The sequence below is a fragment of the Psychrobacter sp. TB20-MNA-CIBAN-0197 genome, assembly GCF_040309765.1.
Lineage (GTDB): Bacteria > Pseudomonadota > Gammaproteobacteria > Pseudomonadales > Moraxellaceae > Psychrobacter > Psychrobacter submarinus.
The window spans coordinates 1-396 of sequence record NZ_JBEOPC010000141.1; the positions used below are offsets into that span (position 1 = coordinate 1).

A 396-nucleotide genomic window follows, 5' to 3' on the forward strand; every position below is an offset into this window, starting at 1 on the left:
GTTTCAGCCTGGTTGCGCGAACGCTGCTCGTCTTCACGGGCGCGGATCACGTCATCGAAGGCTTCCTGCACTTCACGCGGTGCCGCTGCGCTCTGTACGTTGACCTGGGTGACGGTGATACCGGTGCGATAGGTATCGAGGAAACGTTGCAGACGCTCCTTGATCTCGCTGGCCATCAATTCACGACCTTCGGTCAGCACCTGGTCCATGGCGGTGGACCCGACCACGTGACGCAGTGCACTTTCGGTCGCGTGCTGCAGACTGATTTCCGGCTGATCGACGTTCAGCACGAAGTCCTGCAGGTTGCTGATCTTGTACTGCACGGTCAGCGGCACTTCGACGATGTTCTCGTCTTCAGTCAGCATCTGGCCCTGCTTGGTGTACGCACGCTCACGC

Annotated in this window: 1 protein-coding gene; it reads right to left on the reverse strand. The window is 59.6% G+C overall.

Annotation, left to right across the window (positions count from 1 at the left end; genetic code table 11):
• A partial coding sequence (gene hflK, locus AAEY83_RS13020; protein ID WP_351059361.1) for an FtsH protease activity modulator HflK occupies window positions 1-365 on the reverse strand: 365 nt, incomplete at its 3' end.
• Between the last annotated feature and the right edge of the window lie 31 nt (window positions 366-396).